Origin of the sequence: Flavobacterium sharifuzzamanii, from assembly GCF_003254585.1 — a bacterium.
Lineage (GTDB): Bacteria > Bacteroidota > Bacteroidia > Flavobacteriales > Flavobacteriaceae > Flavobacterium > Flavobacterium sharifuzzamanii.
The window spans coordinates 562,959-582,480 of record NZ_QJGZ01000040.1 but is presented as its reverse complement, the minus strand read 5'-3'; the positions used below and the strand labels follow the sequence as shown (position 1 = coordinate 582,480).

Below are 19,522 nucleotides of genomic sequence, written 5' to 3'. Positions count from 1 at the left end.
TCGCCTCATCTTCTCAATTTCTCTGCCAGTCTATCAAGGAACTTTCCGTGTTTTGCGGGGTGCAAAGATAGTCAGTTTATCAACATCTACAAGACTTTTCATGATTTTTTTTCAATGTTTTAAACACATTTTCCATAACTAACTGATAACTCATTACTTAAAAATTAAAACATGATGGTATTTTTCTTTCAAATGCGATTTTTCACTAAAAAAACATCCGATTAAACAATATCGAGATAGAAATTTAAAGTTTAAAAAATTGCAATTTAAATATCCTTAAAATATATCTTCAGAGAAAAATGGCATACCTATTAAATTAAAAAAAAACTCTAAGAACACAACTACAGAGGCTCTATGGATACAAAAATCAAAGTGAAATTGGTTTCACTGAAATCTTTGGATAAATTTCATCATATCTCCAATTGTTTGTATTTCTTCTTTTTGGGTATCCCCTAGAACTTTCATCTTCTCAATATGCAACAAACTGTTTAGCATCGCTTTCTGAAGCCCATTTAAAGGATCACCACTAGTATCTGGTTCAGGGAGTAATTCTTTTAAGCTCATATCTGATGGAATATCAGGCCAATCTGCCCTTTTCTGATTAGAAAAAACTTCTGTAAATGGTAAAACCTGAGGATCCTTGTCCCGATCAGTCAGTGGATCCATCCCCCACTTCTGGCAAACAGTTTTTATGAATGACGCGTGTTCAAACTGTCCATTGATTATTGTTTTTGGCTGAATGTAAGAAGATACCATTATCATAGGGACCCGAACACCAAGACGGTCAAAAGTGAAATCGCACTCTCCCTTCATACCCGCAGTAGGCGGTACTGTTTCTGGCGGAGCCACGTGATCATAGCAACCGCCATGTTCATCATGAGTAATAATGAAAAGTATCTTATCTCGTTTTGGACTATTTTTGATAGCATTATATACTTCCCTTATCAACTCATCTCCCAATTTTACCGTCCCAACAGTTAACTCATGGTTCACTGCTGATGGATGCTGGTCATTGTGCTTATGGAGAAACTGAGGCTCTACAAATGAGTATTGTGGCAAAGTTCCGAAATCCAAATCAAAGAAAAAGTCAAGATGGCCATGCGTATTGTCTTTTCCTTCTCCAGTCCCATTTACAATATAGGTAAGACTTAGAGGTGCAATAGGTGAATACACCTTCCATGAAACATTATTATCATTCATACGGTCAAAAATAGTAGGCAGTGACCAGACATCCTTTATCCATGAATCCATATCATGCAGATCACCTTCAATACCAGGAAAACCTGTCCCATCTTCACCAAGGGGATTAATAACTTTACCCGCTGAACTCGCAGCATGCCAGAATGCTCGATTGCAATAGGTCTGGCTTGGCACCGAACAATACCAATGGTCAAAAACCGCAAACTCTTTCGCTAAAGTTGCCATTGCTGGAATCTGGTCAGGCTCAAAACATTGCATGATTACTTCATACTGTTCATATGTTGGATTCTCAATATTGTAGGTTGATCTAAGTGTATTTTCATAATCATTGACAAAGCCATTCATGCTGGGTGCAGTCGTCGAAGCTGGTAGATTATAAGGTGCCGTCATTTTATCATCAACCTTTCCAATATTGCTCTCAGGAATGATTACATTGAAAAGCTGCGTATTGACATGTGGATATTCCTCACCTGGATCTGGATATGGCATCGAGTAGTCAGCTGCACGCGAAGGAGAGATACTTGTCTTTCCAGGATCACTGCTGGCTCTCTCGGGAATAGGATTTGCATAATCAGCATTCGGGTTATAAAGCCCATCAAAAGACTTTTCTTGTGGTATCTCATCGCTCTTGTAGAGATAGCCTAATAGATTGTCGAAAGAACGATTTTCAAGCATAAGAACCACAATATGCTCAAAAGTTTCTAGTCCATCAAATTGGTTTGGGTTTTCCATTTTCTAACTGTTTATATTTTACTAAATATAAGTAAATTACGACAATTAAAATCAGATCCATACAAGTAGTTTTACTCATTTTATAAAACTAAAGCCAGACGGACAGGCTTAGCAAGTCAGATCTCTCTGCATGTGCAACGTTTTTTACTCTTTATTTCTTTCCATAATAATTCGTCTGTCCTAGGTTAATATCAAAATCTTAGGCGCAGAATCGGTGCATTTAAATTCTAAAACAAAATAAAACCCCTTATAAAGAATGTTTGGAAATTTAAACTCGAGTTATTGCCAGAAAATACAATATTTCGATCTTCCCATAAAAGGTCAAAATCAGATGAAAAAACAGTCTTCAACCAACTAACTAACTAACTAACTAACTAACTAACTAACTAACTAACTAACTAACTAACTAACTAACTAACTAAGAAAAAAGAAAATAATACTTCTAATTGCAAGAGAATGAGGAAAACCGTAAAAATTATCTTGAGTTTTTCTCTTTATTTGTCGGGCAATAATGTTCACACCAAAAATAACCAACCCGATGCAATCTATAAAATTGAAGAAAATTACCCGAACACCTAATAAAGGATCATCCCATTGAATCTAGGAATAAAACACGCCTCCTAGAAATTTCAATATTAGAATCTACAATCCTACTTACTTGAAAACAAATCACGCAACAAGCGCATTTATTTTCTATTTTAAAAAATAGAATAGAACTATAATGCCTCTTTTCAAAAAACCAATACCTATTAATGAGACAAACCATTCAATTATTATGTTGCTTTCTTTTTTTATCAAATATTTTACAGGCACAAACATCAGGCACAGTTAAAGGATATGCCATAGATACCATAAACAATTCGCCTTTATCAAAAGCATCAATCTCTCTGTTAAGAGCACAGGATTCCATTTTAATAAAATTTACCAGAGCCAAAGAAAATGGCTATTTTGAGCTGCATAATATTAAAGCTGGTAAATTTATTTTGCTGATTTCCTATCCCAAATATGCTGATTTTGTAGATCAATTTTCTCTTGATTCAACAAAGCTAACCAAAGATTACGGTAAAATCAATTTGGCTGATAAAGGCAGGCTACTTTCAGAAATCATCATAAAAGGTAATAGAGCTGCTATGAAAATTAAAGGAGATACGCTGGAATTTGATCCAAAAGCATTTAAAATAGAGCCTAATGCAAAAGTGGAAGATCTAATAAAGCAATTTCCAGGAATACAAATTGATAAGGACGGAAAAATAACCGCTCAGGGCGAAACTGTAACCAAAGTTTTGGTTGATGGTGAAGAATTTTTTGGTGATGATCCGACTTTAGTCACAAAAAATCTGCGTGCAGATATGGTTGATAAAGTGCAATTGTACGACAAAAAAAGTGATCAAGCCGCTTTTACTGGAATTGATGATGGCCAGAAAACCAAAACGCTAAATGTAAAGCTTAAAGAAGACAAAAAGAATGGTCATTTTGGGAAAGTAGAACTCGGAGGAGGAACTGAAAATTTTTACAAGGGCCAGGCTATGTTTAATAAGTTTTGGGATAAGAAAAAATTAGCCGCTTATGGCATTTTAGGCAACACTGGACAAGTTGGTTTAGGATGGGGAGACAAAGACAAATATGGCCAAAACAGTTATCAAGTAACTGATGACGGCGGTATTTATTTTTCAAACAATGGAAATGATGAGTTTGATAGTTGGGACGGACAATTTAATGGTGAAGGAATTCCAGTAGTTCAAACTGGGGGAATACATTTTGACAATAAATGGAACAGCGATAAAGAATCTATCAATGCAAATTATAAAATTGGCGATATTAAACTTTCAGGAAACCGCAATGATATTAACCAGCAAAATTTAAGCTCTAGCAGCATTTATAATACTTCAGACAAGAGTTTTGAGAAAAACATGACTAAAAACAAGCTTGATCTGACTTATGAAATTAAAATTGATACCACATTAACTTTAAAATTAAATGTAGACGGATTATTTAAAAATAGCAACTCAAGTGAAGCAGAAATGCGAAAAGGTACTGACGAACAAGGTAACCAATTGAATAATTTAAAACAGAGAACTACAAACGATGTTGATGATAAAGCATTTAATATAAATACTTTAATAACCAAAAGACTTAAAAAGACAGGCCGAACATTATCACTTAATTTAAACCAATCAAGTACAGATAGCAAAAGTAATGGTTACCTAAATTCTAGGGCTGAATTTTTTACACCATCTATAATTAATCCCGACAGTACCAAAGTAGTAGATCAAAATAAAGTCAATACTATTAGCAATAGAGCTTTTAAATCAAATTTAATCTATACCGAACCTTTATCCAAAAGCCTATCTTTAATTCTTAATTATGGATTCAACATCAGTAACGGAAAAGCGGATCGTAAATCTTTTAATCAATCTCCAGATGGCGATTATAATGTTTTAGATTCCATCTTTAGTAATAACTATGAATTAGACCAAACAATAAACCAACTTGGAGCGATTTTTAATTACAAAAAAAATAAAACTGTTTTCTCTTTTGGCTCTAAATTTAGTGGAGTAAACTTTAGACAATATGATGTTTATACAGATAGTTATTTTAAGCAAAAATTTGTCAACTATATGCCTCAGATAAGCTATCAATATAATTTTAAACAAAGAGAATCATTGCGCCTATCGTATAATGGAAACACCGAACAGCCTACATTAGATCAGTTGCAGCCTATCCGAAACAATCAAAATCAATTAAATACAATTGTGGGTAATCCAAATTTAGATCCTTCTTTTAAAAATATTTTTAGAGGTAGCTATTACTCCTATAAAGTGCTCACCAATCAATATTTTTCGATTAGTGGATCATATAATTTTACGCTAAATCCAATAATAAGTAATGTGGTTACAAATGATAGAGGAGAAAGCATATCAAAATTTGTAAACCTAGAAAACAAAGCAGCAACAAGTTATTATTTGAACGGTAATTTTGGCAAAACAGTCAAAGCCATAGACATGACAGCAGGAATTGGCTTAAGCGCCAACAAAAATGTAAACTATAACTATATCAATACGAAACTGAATCAAACTAAAAATTCAACTTATTCCTTTAATTTAAACTTATCAAAGTATAAAGAAAAAAAATATAATTTTAATACTAGTTTCGGACCTACTTACAACGTTGCTGATGCAAGCATCAACGAAAATAGCGATAGTAATGGCTGGGGTTTTAATGGAAATTTCTGGACCAGTATAGAATTACCTTTCAAACTAGAAATTAGTACAGATGGCAATTACCAATATAATGGAAAAACGCAAGTGATTCAGGAAACTTTTGAACGTTTTATTTGGAATGCATCTATCACCAAAAAATTCTTAAAATCAGATAATTTAAAAGTTTCTATAACTGGAAGAGATCTTTTGAACCAAAATGTAGGATTTAATCGTTCGGCATATAATGGAAACATTAGCCAAAGCACTTATACCACTATCCAAAGATACTTTATGTTCTCTGTAAGCTGGGATTTCAGCAAAATGGGCGGAGGAGAAATTAAACAAAACTAAAACCATGAAAACAATAAAAAATCACATCTTAATTTTAATAACTGTATTGGCAAGCTGCAATGCTTTTGCACAAAATAACCACTTTATTGAAAATGGTGTAATCGAATATGAGAAAAAATCGAATATGTATGCTTTGATTACAAAAAAAATAAAAGGAGAAACTGACAGTTATTATCAAGCTGCTTTTGATAGCTATAAAAAAAACAATCCACAATTTAAAACAACAAAGAGCATTCTCAGTTTTTCAAAAAACAAGAGTTTATACAAATGGGCTGAAACAAATCAACCAGCAACCAACCATTGGATTGCTGACGATGCAATGGCCAATTTAAAAAATGTTATCGCCTCAGATCTTGATACGCAAACCAGCATTACACAAAAAAACGCATATGATGATTTATACCTAGTTAAAGACAGCTTGCGCAAAATTAATTGGAAAATTACCGATGAAACCAGAGAAATTGCGGGTTATGAATGCCGTAGAGCAAATGCAATAATTATCGATTCTGTTTATGTTGTAGCCTATTACACAATTCAAATTCCATTCTCAGGCGGTCCTGAATCTTTTACAGGCTTACCTGGAACAATTTTAGGCTTAGCTATGCCACATGAAAACATGACATGGTTTGCTACAAAAGTTACTGAAATTCCAGTTTCCGACAAAGATTTAGCTCCTCCAGTTAAAGGCAAACCTACTGACAATAAAGGACTAAACAAAATACTTATCGATGCTTTGAAAGACTGGGGAAAATGGGCAAAAAAAACATTGCAAGCCTACTCTCTATAACTAGCTATTAAAACCTATTTCTTATATAAAACTAATCTAATTAGTTCTTGAGGCTTCAAATCACTTTGACGCTTTTTATTTTTAGCAGAAGTAAAACTCCATACATAACCCATAAAAATAGCATTCTAATGATTTTACTAAAAAAAATCCTCAGCACTTAAAAAACACGCAACTAGCTAAGAGGTACAAACCTAAACAAAACAACACCCAAATATTCCAAAAAACAATCGAATAAAAAAATATCTAAAATATTAATTACCAATATTTTAGATATTTTATTTGTTTTTATTTTGCGTTTCTTTGCGCCCTTCTATTTGCCCGATGCAGAAATTAACTTTCCTAATTTTATAATGCCTAAGCAATGACGAGGTACAAATAAGACACAAATTTTACAAAATAAAATCTCACAAAAACATCATTAGTCATGTGTCTAGTTTGGTTTAGGGATGGATTTTCAAAAGAACATTTTATTGTCAGTAGTTAAGCAAATGTATAAATAAAAAATATCTATGAAAAATTTAAGGCAGGTCAGAGATATAAATAACTATTTCTTTTCTATCTGTTCATTAGGATGGCCTTAAAATTCCTTTTTGCTCATACTCGAAATCATGCATGAAATTTATCAAGTCAATTCAATGCATTTATTTATGTATTCTAAGAACTATTCATTAAATGGCAAATTCTCCTTTTTTATAAAATTGTAACCCGTCATTTTTTGAATCATAAAGTAATACTCCCAATAATTTCTGACTGCTTGAATATAGTTTCGCTTTGCGCTGAGACCTGAAGCAATGGCTGCATTGAGTGCCACTACATTTGTTTTGGCTAGCTTAAAGCGCTCATTGGTAAGGGAAAAACTCTGCTGGGCAATTGCATCTGCCCTAGCCGCGCTTTGAACAACTTCAGCCTGAAGGTTAAAATTTTGAATCACATTGCTAATCCGCTGTTTCAATTCCTGCTGGTTTTCTGTAATAGATGCTTTTGCAACTTCCAAATCTTTTCTCACGCGCTGCAGATTCCTGTTCTGCATTCCCCAATCCAAGATCGGAATGGTAATGCCTATTTCAACTCTTTGCTGGTCTAATGGAGGCAGCTGATATAAAAGCCTAAGCTCGTCTGCCTGCTGGTCAATACCCAAACTCATTCCCAAATTCATTTTAAAACCGCCTTCGCCCCTAACCATGGCAATTCGCTGTTCTGCTTCCAATAGCTGCTGTGTAAAGCCTTCAATTTCAGGATTATTATTTTTCATTAGCTCAACAGCTTCGATATAGTCAATTTTAAAATCTGAAAGTACATTTAAATTGTCAAATAAGGGTTCAACAACTAAATAATCCGAAATTCCCAGATATGTGCATAAAGCAGAATTCGCGAAAGACTGCATTTTTTTCATCTGCTGCACTTCTATAGCAGCATTAACATCGTTTAATTCAAGCTGCAGAAGCTCATCTTTTTCAATACCCGCAATCTCAAAACGCTTAACGCCAATCTGAAAAAGCTGCGCTGCGTTTTTTGCATTCACCACCGCTGTTGAAAGCTGCTGGTTCGCAGACAGCAGATCAAAAAATAGGTTCAATGTTTTAAGGTTAATTTCCTGGCCTGCGGCAATAAACTCTTTTTTAGCTTTACTGAAGCGCAAAGGCTCAATTTTCTTCCTCCATTTAAAAGCATTATAGCCAAGTATAGGCTGGTTAATTCCGACACGCCCGAAAGTAGAACTAAATGTTGTATATTTATTGTATCCGTAGCCGGTTAGCTTCCCCAAATTAGATTCGAGGTACAGGGAGCCCCCGCTAAAGGGCAATTTTTGTTCCACTGTCAATCCTCCGTAAACATTTAGTGTCTGCTGCTTTCTGTACTCATCTCTGTTCGTCACAGAATTATAACGCTGAATTACCTGCTTATTATAAGTAAAAGGCTGTAAATCAAGCTTTACAAATGGAAGATTCTCTGTTTTAAAAGCTTGAAAATCCCAATATAAGGATTGGTATTGGTTTTTAAATTTAATTCCATCAACTGATTTTTCTTGTGCCAGTTTAACAGCATCGCTAAAAGTCATTTTTTTTGTCTCTTGCCCGAAAAAATTAATTGCCAGTAAAGCGAGCAATAAAGAAAAGATGTTTTTCATTTTTTGATCTTAGTTTTCAGAATTGAAGATGCTGCTGAGAGCTATCTTCTTTGAGTTTTTTTTTCAGTCTCCTTTTTTATGTTTAGGTAGTAATAGCAAAGCGGAATAAAATACAAACTGACAAAGGTTCCCGCAATCATCCCAATAGTGATGGTATATGCAAGAGGCTTCTGAAGCTGGGAGCCAATGTCATTATTAAAAAACATCGGTATTACAGCCAGAATACTGGTAAGTGATGTCATTAAAATAGCTTTAAATCGTTTTCTGCCGCCCTCATGTATGGCATCTAAGAGGCTGTATCCTTCTTTGCGCAGCTGATTTATGGTGTCGATCTTTAAAATGGAGTCATTTATAATCACTCCAGTCATAACTATGATACCGGTCATAGACATTAAATTAAGGCTGTTGCCTGTTAAATATAAAAAAAGCAGTACGGCGCCGATGTCAATAGGAATTTCCAGCATTACAATTAGCGGCTGGGTGAGCGACTCGAACTGCGCTGCCAGAATAAAATAGAGCAGCATCAGCGACATAATGATAACAAACAGCATCTCTTTAAGCAACTCTTGCCCTGAAAGCAGACTCCCTGTAAATGAAACATCCATTTTTTTGCCAGACGCATCTACTGCTTTTTTGATACTCCGTAAGGTTTCCTCTCCTTTAATACTTTTTAGATTCTGGAAATTTATGGGAAGGAAAGCCCCTTCTTTTCCACCGTAAAAAGTTTTATAATCCAGCTCTCTACTGACTGCAACTAAAGCTGATAGAGGAATTTCCTCATTATTTTTATTGGTTATGAAAGTGCTGTGAATGATAGCATATACAGACTTTTCTTTACCTGATACCACTATCGGCAGATACTGGTTTTTGGCCCGCAGGACATCAATGGTATTCTTGCTTAATGCTTTTTTTAGCTCTTCGATTAACTTTGACTGGCTTACCTCATAAATCGCCAGCAATTCAGGTTTTAATGTAATAAGCAGGTGTTCCTGCAGCGCAACAGATTCTACTCCCTGCCCAGCGTACCTATTTTGCAAAGTGCTAATGGATTTCTCCATATCTTGAATTGGAGGAATTCCTTTTTTACCGTATAAACTCACCTTAGCGGTAAGAGGAGCTTCCCTGCTGGAAAACAACTGCTCCAAGACTGATTTTACAGGCGAAAAGCTCACTGTTGCATCAGGGTAATAGTGCGTGACAAAATCATTCAGATTGCCTTTTATTTTTACCAAATCGTCGTTTGATTTTACTTTTAGATACAGAGCGCATTGGGAAAAATCCGTTGCGTTCTCTGTAGCCATAATGAACTGCTGCTCGCCAATCCAGCTGTTCGCCTCGATATAATCTTCCTTTAGCGCAGATAACAGATGCTGTGCGCGTTTCTGGTTTTCAGATAAATGAATATTCTGATTCCAGTCGATTTTTACCATTGTTTCGATCTTTTCGAGTTCAGGCATCCGGTATACTTTTATATGTGCAAACAAGCCGAAACTCAAAATCAGGAAGAGGCAGAAAAAAACGACCCACCACTTTCGGTACTTAAAAAAATAATTAAAGCTCGAATCGTAAAAACCTTCCCAGTTTATGGTGTTGTATTTCTGAAGAATCTGACTAAGCCTTCCAGTTTTCCGATTTTTATGGAAATGAAAATACAGAACCGGAATCAGGGTAACGGAAACCATCAGCGAAGCGCTTAAGCCCAATGTTATGGCCATTGCCTGATCATAGAACAAGGCACCGGAAATGCCGCTTAAAAAAATCAATGGCACAAAGATCGCACACGAAGTCAATAGGGAAGAAACCATGGGCGCAATAACAGAAACGGTGCCTTTGCGGCAGGAATCTGAGAGGGTCAAACCCAGTTCGCGCTCCTGATTTATGTTGTCGATTACCACAATGGCATTGTCTATCATGTTCCCTACGGCCAAAATCAAGCCAGCAAGAGATATTATATTGATCGAAAGGCCGAAAATCCTAAATAAAAGCATACTGATAAGCAGCGCAACAGGAACGCTCAAAATTATAAGCACTGGAGAAAGCGCATCCTTCATAAAAAGGAACATGGCCAAACTGCAGAGCGCGATTCCAAACCATAAACTCTGCTGCAGGTTGGAAATGGAGTAATCCAGAATAAAAGTCTGGTCCCGATTGACGTGAAAGGCAATACCGGGGTGTTCTTTCTCAATCTGGCTAATGACCTTGGAAACCTTATTTTTTAGATCATCCATTCTCGATTTCGACTGCTTGATAACAGCCATATTAATCGCTCTTTTATTTCCATCCAAAAAAGCTCCCCTCACGTCTCGGGGGCGAATCCCGACTTCGGCGATGTCTTTTAGCTGAAGGGCAGCGCCATTGGTCTTAAACCAGATATCCTCTACCTCTTTCGGCTTGGTTAAACTCGATGAGAATCGGATATTATACTCATAGAATCCATCCCGCACCATCAGGCTTCCGATATCTATATTATTTTCGCGCAGCAGGTTCTGGATAAAATCCTGATCCAGGCCCAGGCTTTCCAATTTTTCTTCGTCGGACTGAATGTATAATTCAGGATGTTCCAGACCGCTCATATCCACCATCGCCACTTCGGGCAGCTGCTCAAGCTGTTTTTTTATATATGATTCGGAAAAGGCGCAAAATTCCAGAAACTTTTCTGGGCCTGCGAGAGAATCCTTCATGCTTGCATTGATATAAAAAACAGGCAGATCGGTTGCATTGGCTTTTACAATATTGGGGCGCTCCACATCGCGCGGCAAAAACCGCATTGCAGCATCAATTTTTTCGTTCACTTCAATAAAGGCATAATCAATATCGGTTCCATAATCAAATTGGAGATAGATTTTACCGCTTCCATCCTTTGCCTCACTAACCATATTTTCCAATCCAGGGGTCTGCATCAGCTGCAGACGCAGCTGGGAGATAATAGTCTTTTCAAGTTCCTGCGCCGATGCCTGGTCGCGGGTAATCTGGACGGTCATTTGGGGTATATCTACATCTGGCATTAAAGAAACGGGCAGCTGAAAAGCAACAGCCAAGCCAGTTATCAAAATGGCCGTGAAAATCATTATTACTGCCACAGGCCGGTCTAGCAAGAATTTTATCATAGAAAAAATATTTTACCAAGTCTATTCATAATTAAAAAATTGATTTACTGCATTTAAAGAAATTGCCTATTGTCCTGTTGTTTTTCTTTTCTTGCTTCAATTTGACTTTGGGATCGATCCCTAAAAACAATGGAAGATACACCGGCAGCACTAGCAGTGAGAAAAGAAGCCCCCCACTTGTCCCCACCCCTAGACTGAACCAGAACCCCTCCTGTTTATCACCCCATAAAAAAGGGACAAACCCTAATACCGTGGAAATAATCGTGAGCATAATAGGAATAATCTTGTGATGGTAGGCTTTTAAATAGGCGGTTGCAGGTTTGGCCTTATGTACTTTAAGGATATGGTTGAAATCATTTACGATAAACAGTGCAGAAACGACCGTCTGGCCGCTCAAGAGCAAAAAAGCAGCATAACCGCCCTGGTCAAAATTGGCATCAAACCAAATAAAGGCTGCAAACAAACCAATAAAAGACAGTGGAATTAGTCCGGTGATTACAGCCGCCTGCCGCAGCGATTCCAATAAAACGGCGCATATAAAGAAGATGATAATACATCCCAAAACTACATACCAGTACTGCTCTGCCGACTGCGGATCCCAATGTTCATACTGCTGCTTCTGCACTCTGAAGCCAAATGGCAAAGACTGCCGGGTTTTCTCAATTACTTCATTGTAGACCATGGTGGAATGCTCCCACCCTCCTATGATATCATAATTTACATATACTTTGTACTCTTGATTTATTTTTTCGATGCTTTCACCCTGCTTTTCATTTGCGATGGAGGCGGCATCGGTTAACTTAAAGGCGCGGTTCTGCTGATTTATGGGATAATTTGAAACTTCCCAAAGGGAGACACGCTCTTTTTGAAGAGGCTTTAACTGCAGCTCTTCCAACTCACTACCTATCAATACATTAAAACTTTTACCGTCTGAAATATTTAGATAGTTCAGGTCTCCGTAAAACCCTGAAATCGAAGAACCTCGGACAGCTAACTGCTCTTTGTCAGGCACAATGACAAATTCTCTTCTGTTAGAAAGTCCTCTATCCCTAGCTGTGGCTATCTCCACGTCTTTTACCCTTGCGTAGCCTTTCAGCCGCTCTGCCACATTTCGAGCCTGCTGCATCAATTCTTCAAAATTGTAGCCGTATAGCTCTATAGAAGAGTTCTTGCTTTCATCAATCAAATTAGAGAAACCCTGGCCCACACCGCTGATGGTAAAATCGGCACTTCCCATCTCGCTGGCTCTTCTAACCAGCAATCCTTTTAAAACATGCGGAAATCTGCTGTTTTCAAATTCTTTTTTGATAATGATCTGCATAGAAGCGCTTTGGGGAGAATCAATCTGGCTTACGAACTTCTCTATCTCTTTGTAGGGAGTAATGCTGTTTTCCAGATCTATAAAAACGCTGTTCATCTGGCCCAGCGTCGCGCCTGGAGGCATAAATACCTCTATGTCAATAATGGTTCGCTGCTGTGCCTGCTGGTATTTCCCAGGCTCTTTTACATAACTGGCAAACCAGCGCAGGGTGCCGCCTAAAGCCGGGTCAGTGTATTGCCTGATAGTGCGATACGCATCGCTGCCGAAAGTGGCATTATAGCACTGCTGGCTAAAATTAGGTTCTAACTCTTTCCTGCCGACTCCTGAATTGTCTGCAGCGCTTATGATCTCCTTGGGAAGAAGAAATAGAGGCAGGCCAAAAAGCAGCACAAAACCAGCTGCAAGCCACCATTTTTTCTTGATGGAAAAATGCAGTATGCTTCTATAAATCCGGTTAAATCTGAGAATCCTTTTCGCCCTTGTTCTGGAAATGCTGTTTCTGGATTCTATCTGCCATTGCAGCTGATCGGTAATGGCGGGCACTAAAAACCACGCAATGAACAGTGACACCAGAAGGGTAACGGCCTGTACTGCGGCAAAATCCCACATATTTTCCATTGCATTGCCATTCATGAAAAACACGACCAGCAAAGCGCCTATCGTGGTAAAGACAGACGCTAGAAGAGCCAGAAATACGTATCGGTTTCCCTTTTGCCGATAATGATCCGCCATCACCATAATTGTGTCAATTACAAGTCCTAGAGAAACGGTAATAGCGGCTAATGTATAAAGATGGATTTCTATCTTTAACAAATAATAGAGCACGCATGAAATCAGCATATTGGCAATCAAGCTCAGGAAAACCACTAGCATGTACTTCCACTGCCTATTAACCAGAAACACAAAAAACAGCAGAATCATTACAGTAACCACACAGCGCAAGGTCAGTTTATAAAGTTCGCTTTTCAGTTCGGCGGTTGCATCCTGCTCTAACAGCAGGGAATAGCCGGCGGGCAGGTGTGCTTTGAGTTTTTCGATTTCCTTTTTTACCTTATCGGCAAGTTCAATGGTATTTACATCCTTTAGGGCATTGACCATAAGATTTACCCTATTCAAGCCATTGATGCGATAGTAGCTCTGCGGCACTGATTCTTTATAGCTGAGTTTTGCCAGCTCTGACAGAAATATTACTTTGCTATTGATCCGCTTTACCGGAATCTTGCCTAAATCCAATCTGCTGGTACTGCCGCCTTTTAACCGTATATAGGCAAAGGTCTTCTGCTGTCCGGTATCCGCTTCAGAATCTTTGCCGATCTCCCTATCTGCCAGATATTCAGAAATGGATTCCGCAATTTCCTGCTCGGAAATCCCATTGTTCTTTAAAAGGATAGGATCATACTCTAAGACCCATTCTTTGGGAATGGCACCATAAACCGATACTCCGTAAACCCCTTTAATCCCGCTTAAAGCCGGAACAAAATAATTTTTCAGATAGTTCTCCGCTTCCAAGGAAGAGCCTTGTCCAATGATAGAGTAGCCTAAAATAGTAGCGCCCTGATCTGAATTCATAGCCGAAAGAATAGGGCGTTCCACTCCCTGCGGCAATTTTGGATAAACAGCCCGTAAAATTGACAGCACCTCAAGACGCGTGACAGGCAGATTTACCGTTTGATCGAAGGTCAGTGAAATATCGGCTCTGCCGCTATGGGAACTCGAATGAATTTCGCTGAGCCCCTTGATCTGGGCCAATGCTCCTTCCATTGGGGAAGTCACCTGAACTTCGAGCACCTCGGCCGTCACATTTGGCCAGGACACCATTACTTTCAGGGACTGATTCTCAACAGTCGGTTCCATCTGTACTGACAGCAGCGGAATTAGGCTTAGCCCTATAAGGCTAAAGAGTAAAAACACCATAATGACAGTAAATGAAGATACGCCGCAGGTGTTTTTCGATTTAGAAACGGCTGGAGGATTATTCAATGCTTAATTGCTGTTATTGTTAACCTTCACCGCTGTCTGATGAGCCAGATTAAAATTATTGCTGACAATGATTTCATCACCAGGCTTCAAACCATCAGCAATGCAAAACTGGGTGCTATTCTCCAGCCCCAAAGTGACATAATTCCAAATTGCCATTCCCATTCTGTACGTAAAGACAATGTGCTTTCCCTGACGCACGAGCACCGCTGATTTAGGCACTGCCAGCTGATGCCCCACAGTGTTTTTCACCAAAACCTTCACATTCATTCCGTCTATAAGTTTTCCTGAACTATTATTGACCAGAGCCTTTATAGCCACCATGCCGTTTTCGTCTATGACTGGGTTAATCTCACTGATGCTGCCGCTGGCTTTTAATTCAGGCAGTGCGTAAGGGACAAGGGTTATGGACTGCCCTTTCTGTACCGCGCTGATCTGAGATTCCAATATATGGAACCCTACCTCCATTTTAGCATCACTAACCAGCACACAGCAATTTTTGTAACCGGAAGCTGGATTAAAAGCCTTGGCCTCCAAACCTGTTACCACACCACTAATAGGCGCCTTTACAAAAGTCTGTGAAAGCTTATGCATTGCATCTTTCAGGCTAAGGGCAGCTGCTGTGTAGCCGCTTTTTAGTTTGTAAATGCGCCACTGTTCTGCTGGAATATGTGCGGTATCCCCTATGGAATAGCCGGCTCCCAAAAGCATATTGGCCATCTCCAGACGGGCATTCTCTAGGCTATTGCCGCTGCGCTCAACCTCCTGTTTATAATTGAAAGGCTCCAGTACCGCCAGCACCTGGCCTTGCGCTATCCGCTGTCCATTATGGACTCTGATATTTACCACTGTTTCATTCAGCAGAAAAGGGACCGTTGCTTTTTCAAAACCCTGGAGCTTGCCTGTACACATGAGCTCCATAGCGAAAGGTTCCGGCCGCAGCGTTTCGGTTTTTACCATAATGGCTGAGGCGCTGTAAGGCGCTCTTGACAAATCGGCTTCTTTGAAGTTTTCTTTATCCTGGCACGAAAAAAGCAGCACTGAAAAAATGAAAAGGCAAAAGGGTTTGGGAACTTGCACAAGGATGTTTTATTAAATTTTATTTGAAAGTATTCTCAAATACTGCATAGTCAATTCCGGATAGGCTTTGTCAGGAAAAAATAAGTGGTTTGCCTTAAAATCCTTATCAACTGCAAAATAGTATGGTACATTTGCGTCTTCCATCGGAAAACCGGATATGGGCTCATTCAGCAAAAAGAGATTTTTTTTCATTTCTGCATTGCCAGAAAACAGCAACTGCAATTCCCTGGCTTCTAGATCGCTTGCCAAAAAAATTATTCTGCTTTTCTTGCTGGCCGGCAATTTTTCAATATTTTCCAGTTCTGCTTCCACACAGACGGTGCAGTGCGAGCCCGAAAACCTGTAAAACAGAGTTAAACTGTCCCGATTCATTGTTTCCAAAGCAACTGTCCTGCCTTTAAAATCCCGCAGAACAGTATGCCTCTCAAGTCCAAAAAATTCGCTTTTGTAGAGGTACGACTGCTCTAGCCTGTTTTTAGAAATAAAACTCGACAGCTCTTCATGGCTGTCAGCTGGAATTGCTGCTTCAGCAATTTTTGCATCTTTGGCGCAAGAGATTAAAAGCATCAGCAGACCTAGATATCTGTATTTCATTTTAAAACTTTTTTAACGTATAATACATTATTACAGGGTTGGAATTTTCTGTAATTGCCTTAAATTCTGACTTTAAATCTAAAGGCAGTTTATCGTACCTTCTTTTATCCTTTTTTAGCTGGGCAATATAAATCGACTCTACAACAGTTACAAAAGCGTTATTTTCAGATGCTGCCGGCGTACTGAAAAATGGAATATTGGGATTGTCCAAAGCGAAAGTGCTTCCTGAGACAGTTCTTTTTGTTTTTAAATCGTAAAACAGAAGCATTGGCATATTGTTTCCAATATTGATTTTAAAAAAGGCATCATTGGCATTTTCGACATAATCTCCCATAAAATATTTATAACCTTCCTTTTTTTCATTTTTTAGAAAAACGTTCGTATCAACAAAAAACTCATCTTCAGTTAAGGCGTCATCGCCAAAGTCAAGTTTGTACTTCTTTTTGAAAACGCTATCATTCTGGAACTCATAAATCTCATTTCCGAACCTGGGACTGTATGCCAGATTATTGGCACCGCTTCTGAGATGGCTGTTCAGAAAAAACCTGTTTTTTGTTTCGATCTCTTTATATGGAAATCCATGAGACATTATTTTAAAAGTGGTGTCAACCACAAACAATTGCGATTTCGATTCCTCTTCAGGAAGCCCTATATTGTCATTCAGGTAAGCCAGAATAAGGAATGAGGAATCATTTGTATATTCAAAATTTTTAAATCGTATTGGAGTCTTCTGATCCTTTATAAACTGCCCGTCCCAATTGTAGGATACAATTCTTTCCGATTCTGCATCGTACACATACAGCATCCTCTTCTTCTCATTGACAGCCAGATCATAAGGCCTCAAAATTTCACCTGGCCCCTTTCCGTTGGGTAGCTTAAATACAAATTTGCCCTGTTTATCAAAAACATATACATTTTTTCCGCGGTAGGTATCCAGAATAAAAATTCTGTCTTTGCAGGAAACAATGTCATCAACAGCACCGATCAGGGATTTTTCAGTTGTTTCCAATGGCAGATAGCTCACCGAATCCACTAAATCACTCATTTTTAACACGTGATTTCCTGTCTGTTTTTTTAAATCCAAGGTTATAGCAGAATTGTTTTCCACAGCAATCCGTTTGGATTGGTTCCCGCTGAATATTGAGGAATCAAAATCAGCATCGCTTTTAGATTGCGTCTTATTGCAGGCTGCTGCCACCAATATCAAACCCAATACAAATGGAATTTTTTTCATAATTAACACAATTTTAATTTATTATAATCACTAAAGACTATGCGTGCCGCATAGCCTTTAATGCATTCTTTTCTTAATTTGTAATCCGATGATTTAAAGCAATACAATCTTCTATGCCCTGACCGGTTTTATTTGGTGCAGCTTCTAAGATCCAAAAACATTTAGTTTCACTATTAAATCAAAAAAAAATAGCGGCAGTTCAAATTAATGGCAGTCCTCATGGGTACATTTACTTGTCCCAGGAGGGCACACTGTTTCAGTTCCCGATCTTTCGCTAATGTAATACTGACCGCTCAATGAATCGTAATAAGTCGTATACACTGTGCAGCTGCGCACTGTTGGAAAGTATCTTCCTTTACCTTCGCCGTTGCACCCTGCAAGTTCCGGAAAGTCGCATACAAGCTGATCGGGATTAAATTCTAATCCGCCAGGACACGAAGTCTTAACAGCAACACCGTTAGAGCACTGATAAAATGATGTGCAGTCCTCTTCGTCTGGCAATAATGTACCGTCCATGGTACAGTTTGGAGTAAAAGCTGCAGTAAAATTCGCTACTACGACTACAGCGATAAGCAAAAGCATTTTTTTCATAATAATATAAAATTGGTTAAAAATAGAAACATACTTAATCTATTACTCCCTTTATCGAGAATACAGAAGGGGTATTTAGCGCATTACTAAATATATATACGGTCTTTGAGAATCCTCCCTGATGATCTGCGCGATAGACAACCTTAATGGCACCCGTTTCACCTGGCATTATAGGAGTTTTTGTCCATTCAAAATCCATACAGTCACAATTGCCAAACACTTTTTCTACTATTAGAGGCTTTTTTCCGCTGTTTTTCACCTTAAATGTTGCCTCTGGCCTTGAACCGATCTTTTGCACCGCAAAATCATAATTGTTTTTATCCAGAACCGCAAATGCTTCATCCTCTTTCTCAAATCTTGAATCCAATAAAAATCTGAGTTCATTGCGTAATGGCTGATATAAGAAAATTGAGAAGCTGTCTGTAAAGGTCATCGCCTCTGCTGCAAATTGTTTAGCCTTCTCTGTGTCTCCTAATCTTTGGTATACCTTTGCAAGAAGGTAATTATTAAAAAAGTAGGTCTGCATATTGAGAGATCTCTTCAGATCCGCTGCAGTTTGCCTTAGCTGAGCCTCATCTGATGATTTTTTTTCAAGAGTCCTAGCGCTCCTTAGGACTAGATTGCCAAAATCTATTAAATCTCTGCCATCCAAATTCAGACGGGAGGCAAAACCGCCCGAAACAGGCTTGAGATTCTGTCCTTCTTCGATAGCGCGCTGTATTTCCTTAGAAGTCTTGAATCCTACCAGCATATTTATTAAAACCCCATCAGCATTAAAAATGTAAATGGCCGGAGAGGCAATGCTGTAAAGAGCCCGGGAAAGATATTCATTGCCAATTGCATTTAGTTTGTTTTCATAAACCAGAAAATCATCTGACAGTTTATCTTTCAGTTCAGATTTATTCTCTAATTCTGACACTAAATTTTCGCAGGCTTGGCATCCTTCATTCTCAAAAATGACCAGCAGCCATTTATTCTCTTCCTTAGCCTTCTTAAATACACTGTCCAAAGTTCCATGTGCATAAATAATTTTCTGATCAGTGCAGCTGCTGAAAAATAATGCAACAAAGCCTATTAATAGTATTGCCTTTTTAACCATTAAAGTTTTTCTTATCGTTAAATTATACATTGTTAAACAGATCACTCAAGCTGCCTGCTTGCCGCCCTTAAGATCTTTCATACAAACCTAATCGGATTTAAATTACCTTCATTACGGTTAA

General features: G+C 38.2%; 11 protein-coding genes. 2 read left to right on the top strand and 9 right to left on the bottom strand.

Features of this window, described 5'->3' with window-relative positions:
• Nucleotides 1-384 precede the first annotated feature (384 nt).
• Nucleotides 385-1,932: an alkaline phosphatase family protein gene (locus DMA14_RS17275; RefSeq protein WP_111425826.1), complete on the bottom strand. Its 1,548-nt coding sequence runs from the start codon at nucleotides 1,930-1,932 to the stop codon at nucleotides 385-387.
• A gap of 752 nt (nucleotides 1,933-2,684) precedes the next feature.
• Here DMA14_RS17275 and DMA14_RS17270 point away from each other — a divergent pair.
• Nucleotides 2,685-5,483 (top strand): outer membrane beta-barrel family protein, encoded by a 2,799-nt coding sequence (locus tag DMA14_RS17270; RefSeq protein WP_111425825.1) that lies wholly within the window; start codon nucleotides 2,685-2,687, stop codon nucleotides 5,481-5,483.
• A gap of 4 nt (nucleotides 5,484-5,487) precedes the next feature.
• Nucleotides 5,488-6,270: a GLPGLI family protein gene (locus DMA14_RS17265; protein ID WP_111425824.1), complete on the top strand. Its 783-nt coding sequence runs from the start codon at nucleotides 5,488-5,490 to the stop codon at nucleotides 6,268-6,270.
• Nucleotides 6,271-6,931: 661 nt separating this feature from the next.
• On the opposite strand, the gene DMA14_RS17260 is transcribed toward DMA14_RS17265, so the two are convergent.
• The 8 genes from DMA14_RS17260 to DMA14_RS17225 form a co-directional block, all read right to left on the bottom strand.
• Nucleotides 6,932-8,398, bottom strand: coding sequence for a TolC family protein (locus DMA14_RS17260; RefSeq protein ID WP_111425823.1), 1,467 nt, complete (start codon nucleotides 8,396-8,398; stop codon nucleotides 6,932-6,934).
• Nucleotides 8,399-8,439: 41 nt separating this feature from the next.
• The gene (locus DMA14_RS17255) at nucleotides 8,440-11,505 is read right to left on the bottom strand and encodes an efflux RND transporter permease subunit (protein WP_111425822.1); all 3,066 of its coding nucleotides are present in this window, start codon (nucleotides 11,503-11,505) and stop codon (nucleotides 8,440-8,442) included.
• Nucleotides 11,506-11,536: 31 nt separating this feature from the next.
• Nucleotides 11,537-14,806 carry an efflux RND transporter permease subunit gene (locus tag DMA14_RS17250; protein ID WP_157957730.1) on the bottom strand — a complete coding sequence of 1,090 codons (3,270 nt, stop codon included), beginning with the start codon at nucleotides 14,804-14,806 and terminating at the stop codon, nucleotides 11,537-11,539.
• 3 nt (nucleotides 14,807-14,809) lie between these two features.
• Nucleotides 14,810-15,883, bottom strand: a complete 1,074-nt coding sequence (locus DMA14_RS17245) for an efflux RND transporter periplasmic adaptor subunit (RefSeq protein WP_157957729.1) — start codon at nucleotides 15,881-15,883, stop codon at nucleotides 14,810-14,812.
• A gap of 12 nt (nucleotides 15,884-15,895) precedes the next feature.
• Nucleotides 15,896-16,477, bottom strand: coding sequence for a hypothetical protein (locus DMA14_RS17240; protein WP_111425819.1), 582 nt, complete (start codon nucleotides 16,475-16,477; stop codon nucleotides 15,896-15,898).
• A gap of 1 nt (nucleotide 16,478) precedes the next feature.
• Nucleotides 16,479-17,711 (bottom strand): 6-bladed beta-propeller, encoded by a 1,233-nt coding sequence (locus tag DMA14_RS17235; RefSeq protein WP_111425818.1) that lies wholly within the window; start codon nucleotides 17,709-17,711, stop codon nucleotides 16,479-16,481.
• Nucleotides 17,712-17,915: 204 nt separating this feature from the next.
• Nucleotides 17,916-18,227: a carbohydrate-binding module family 14 protein gene (locus tag DMA14_RS23145; protein ID WP_394336026.1), complete on the bottom strand. Its 312-nt coding sequence runs from the start codon at nucleotides 18,225-18,227 to the stop codon at nucleotides 17,916-17,918.
• A 109-nt stretch (nucleotides 18,228-18,336) separates the two neighbouring features.
• Entirely contained in the window at nucleotides 18,337-19,431 is a 1,095-nt protein-coding gene (locus DMA14_RS17225) for a DUF1573 domain-containing protein (RefSeq protein ID WP_111425816.1), read from the bottom strand.
• Nucleotides 19,432-19,522 lie beyond the last annotated feature (91 nt).